General features: G+C 44.6%; 5 protein-coding genes. 3 read left to right on the top strand and 2 right to left on the bottom strand.

Annotated features, from left to right (window positions below; translation table 11 throughout):
• Positions 1-98: 98 nt before the first annotated feature.
• Entirely contained in the window at positions 99-239 is a 141-nt protein-coding gene (locus QUA33_RS27730; protein WP_333152929.1) for a hypothetical protein, read from the top strand.
• Positions 240-273: 34 nt separating this feature from the next.
• Here QUA33_RS27730 and QUA33_RS27725 read toward each other — a convergent pair whose 3' ends face one another.
• Positions 274-1,434, bottom strand: a complete 1,161-nt coding sequence (locus QUA33_RS27725; protein WP_333152927.1) for an AAA family ATPase — start codon at positions 1,432-1,434, stop codon at positions 274-276.
• A gap of 15 nt (positions 1,435-1,449) precedes the next feature.
• Complete coding sequence (locus QUA33_RS27720) at positions 1,450-2,241, bottom strand: RNA ligase family protein (protein WP_333152925.1); 792 nt, start codon at positions 2,239-2,241, stop codon at positions 1,450-1,452.
• Positions 2,242-2,376: 135 nt separating this feature from the next.
• Between QUA33_RS27720 and QUA33_RS27715 the strand changes: the two genes are divergently transcribed.
• Both QUA33_RS27715 and QUA33_RS27710 read left to right on the top strand, forming a co-directional pair.
• The gene (locus tag QUA33_RS27715; protein WP_333152923.1) at positions 2,377-3,246 is read left to right on the top strand and encodes a prohibitin family protein; all 870 of its coding nucleotides are present in this window, start codon (positions 2,377-2,379) and stop codon (positions 3,244-3,246) included.
• Positions 3,247-3,482: 236 nt separating this feature from the next.
• Positions 3,483-3,902: a peptidylprolyl isomerase gene (locus QUA33_RS27710; protein ID WP_190732048.1), complete on the top strand. Its 420-nt coding sequence runs from the start codon at positions 3,483-3,485 to the stop codon at positions 3,900-3,902.
• Positions 3,903-4,287 lie beyond the last annotated feature (385 nt).

Genomic DNA, 4,287 nt, shown 5'->3' with positions numbered 1-4,287 from the left:
TGTAATTAACTCATAATTTTGCCGGAAATATCATTATACTATGTATTTCTGTAATTAATTCTGTCTGACTACTTATCGAAGCTGCGGGCAAGTGCGGGGTGCCAGTAATTGCTTTTCGGTGCGGAGGTTTCGATGATGCTTCGCTGGCAAATGCTGCGGCAATTTACGATCACCCTGCTGATTTGTTGGCGCATTATGACGACTCTATTTTAGGGAAAAAGGAGTTGGTAGCGCGTTGAAGTAATACGGGCGATCGCGGGTGGATTGGCAGTATTAAGCGCGATCGCTCAGAATCCACTCTACCTGATGGGCTTCTGTGCGATCGGGAATATCCAGTCGCGCAGCTAATTTGCGAATGACTGCTTCCGGTACTGTTGCTGTGCGCGATCGATTCCGCCGCAATATTTCTTCGAGAGGTACTTCTAGATAAACAATGCGAATTCGCGCTTGATAAGCAGCAAAAAAATTAATTAATTGCTGCCGCATTTGTTTAGTGGTATTCGTGGCGTTCCACACAAAAGAACGCCCGTCATTCATGTATTCGCGCGCTCTTTGTTTGGCGGCTGTCACCACATTTCCAGGGGTTTCGTCTGGAGGGACATTCATCTCTTTTCGCAGTGCATCCAGCGAGATTACTGGCAAATCTGGGAGATTTTTCCGAATCCAATAATCTTTACCGCTTCCTGGCAAGCCAGACATCAAAATTACTTCGCATTTAGTGTCGTCAAATGCTTCGTAATCCGGGTTTCCGTTCTCTTTGCGGAAGTAGATAAATCGGCTGTGTGCTGAGGGGAATTGTCGGGGAGAATCCAAGCAATTATTTTCTTGACAAAACTCCCGAAATAGTTGTATTTTATCGAGCAATTCTTGTTTGTCGGCGCAGTGGCGGCCGCGCACGTCTGCTTCGGCTAAAAGTGCGAGGAAATCGCAGCGGACAACTTGACTAACTTTAATTACAGACTGCTGCGGGTTGGGTTTGTCGATCAGCCAGATGGGTAAACTGCCGAATTGGACGATCGCCACAACTGTTTCGCGAATCTCAAACTGCACTGGCGGCTCGAATTGAGATAAAATTTGTCTGACCATTCTCGCACCTTGGCGGGCGTGACCTTTTGAGCTAATTCTGCCGTCGGCTTCTATTTTTGTAAAGGCTGGTTTGGCGACATCGTGCAGCAAAGCGGCGGCAAAAAGCATCGATCGTTCTTTTTCGGGAAGTTGCCGCCAATTTGGGGATGAGATTAATGCTTCGCAGACCATTTTTGTATGAATTAAAACGTCTCCTTCGGCGTGATAAATTGGGTCTTGCTGACATCCTTTTAAGTTTTGAATCCAATCGAAATGATTTTGAATACCGTCCCAATCCAGGAACCAATCGGGCGGTTCTGGACAAAAGGGAAAAGTCAAAGTTGGCGAGGGCGATAACAGTGTATTCATAAATTCACCTGCTGGTTAACTAAAATTAAATAAATCTGCGCCGGGACGCAGAATATTGGGTACAATTGGGCGGTTTAACCAATGTCCTTCAGCATTTTTAATAGCCGTCAAAAAGCTGGCACGCACGTATTTGTAACGCGCCTTTACTATGCCATCTTCTTCGATTTTAAGGTACAGCCCCTCCATGCGATCGCTCTTGTCAGTTTCTTTCAAACACCGTTCTTCATCTAATCCCAATTCCCGACAGTACAAACGCAAGCGTTCCAAATGTCCGGGTTGAAGAAAATTAGATTTTTCCATAAACTGCATCATTTGCTTGGGAGATTTCAGCACTCCCGAAAACAGCACGGGTACGGACACTAACGGCAGTCCGCTTAACAAATTGCGGCGGGATTCTGTACTCAAAAATTGATTAGTTTCTAAGTCGAGCACGTCGTATTCCATGAAATAGTGCGGCAAAAAATCATAAAAGACAGTGTGTTTGGCATAAAGCCATTCACCGTAAAGAATATAGCGATTTCCCAGGACTTCTCCCAGCGCCCCGCTGAGACTGAAAGCCCACTGTTTGAATAAGTTAAAATGTTTTTCCCTCGGCCCGCCGGTGAGATAGTGACCGCGACTTTGCAGCAGCATTTGCCCGTCTGGTGCGAAGCTGATGCCTGTATTAGCGCCGTCTACCTTTTCTTCTATAATTAGAGGGCGATCGATCAGGGCGCTAAATGGCACGCTGTCGAGGTCTTCATCGCCTGGTTGGAAACGCGAACCTTCGATGTGATAAGTTCTAGGATATTTAACAATTTTGAGCATCAGCCCATCCATTTTATATTTGAGATTTTCGAGGCAACCCCATCCATTTTAGATGGTAATTTTAGATTTTAGACTTGAGAGGCGACGGAATCTATTTAACCATTATAATGGAATAAGCACAAAGGAGCGTGTAAGTTGAAAACTCAAAATTTCCAGAGCATATCATCAGCAATCGCTGGGATTATATTAGTAGGCGCGCTACTCATCGCGTTAAACTCTTTTGTCGTCATCAATCCAGGCGAAGCAGGGGTAGTCAGCGTTTTAGGAAAAGCCAGAGATGGAGCATTGTTAGAGGGGTTTCACCTCAGACCCCCGCTAATATCCAAGGTAGATGTGTACGATGTAACAGTGCAAAAATTTGAAGTTCCCGCCCAGAGTGCTACTAAAGATCTTCAGGATTTAAATGCTAGTTTTGCGATCAACTTTCGCCTCGATCCTGAGAGAATAGTTGATGTCCGAAGGACTCAAGGAACTTTGGAGAATATAGTCTCAAAAATTATTGCTCCTCAGACGCAAGAAGCATTTAAAACAGCGGCTGCACTGAGAACCGCCGAACAATCTATTACTCAAAGAAGTGAACTGAAGAGAGACTTTGATACTGCGCTGAAGGAAAGGCTATCAAAGTATGATGTAATCGTACTCGATACGAGCGTTGTTAACATCCGATTCTCCGCAGATTTTGCGAAAGCGGTTGAGGAGAAACAGGTTGCTGAACAGCGAGCGCAAAGGGCTGTTTATGTGGCTCAGGAAGCTGAACAACAGGCTCAAGCTGACATTAACCGCGCTCAAGGTAGGGCAGAAGCTCAAAGGCTGTTGGCTGAAACTTTGAAGGCTCAAGGCGGCAATTTAGTTCTGCAAAAAGAGGCAATCGAAGCTTGGAGAAGCGGCGGGGCTCAGATGCCAAAAGTGCTGGTTATGGGCGCAGGTTCGAGTCGGGTTCCTTTCATTTTTAATATGAGCGATATTCAGGAAGAACCCGATCGCCCGCAAGTGACCAACAATTAAAATATGACAGAGGGTAACAAACTCGGTGTCTCCGAAAATATTGGCTTTGCCAACCAGAAATCTCGCAATAAACCGGGTTTCCTCAGAAAGCACACATAAGTCCTATGAGAGTTGCGGGAATATGCTACACTTCTGAAAGCCACAATATAACGACAGTTTGAAACCTGTCGTTATAAAAGCGAAGTCCGCAATTAAAACGCAGGCAACACAATCATTTTAGGAAGCCAGGAGAAATCATGACCCGCGCTATTATGGAAACCGACAAAGGCACAATCAATTTGGAATTGTTCGATGCGGATGCGCCTAACACAGTGAAAAATTTTGTTGACTTGGCGGAAAAAGGTTTTTACGATGGATTATCCTTTCACCGAGTAATTCCTAACTTTATGATTCAAGGTGGCTGTCCAAAAGGCAATGGAACGGGCGGCCCCGGCTACAAAATCAAGTGCGAAATCAACTCCAACAAACATTTGGCAGGAACTTTATCGATGGCTCACGCCGGCCGCGATACGGGTGGCAGCCAATTCTTTATTTGCCATTCTCCCCAGTCTCATCTAGATGGAGTTCACACAACTTTTGGCAAAACTGAGGATATGTCTGTCGTCAATGCTATCCGCCAAGGTGACAAGATTATTTCCCTCAAAATTGAGCATTAATTTCCAGTAATTAGTTGTGTTTGCAATAAGGAATAAAGTCCTTATTGCAAACACAACTTGTGAAAGTTAAGAGTTTTAAAATCTACAATTTATGACCAATAATTTCTTGATGGTACCCGCCACGTGATTTATCCGTGGAATCAATCCAAAATCCAAAATCCTTGCATCCTCAAGCCCCCGGATTTATCCGTGGTGTCAATCTAAAATCTAAAATCTAAAATCTAAAATCGAATGACTGTTATCAATGATTCTGCTGTGGTGACTGAGTTAACTGAACTATATTTAAAATACGAAAAAGCTCTTTGTACGCTGGGGGGGTGACAAAAAGGTCTACGAGATAGACTGTATAAGGGTTGCGGCCCGCATACCTTGTTGATAAAAGCGG

The sequence above is a fragment of the Microcoleus sp. Pol14D4 genome (assembly GCF_036701245.1).
In the GTDB taxonomy this organism is placed as follows: Bacteria; Cyanobacteriota; Cyanobacteriia; order Cyanobacteriales; family Microcoleaceae; genus Microcoleus.
Note: the sequence above shows the minus strand (reverse complement) of the source record. Positions and strands in the feature narration are given on the sequence as shown.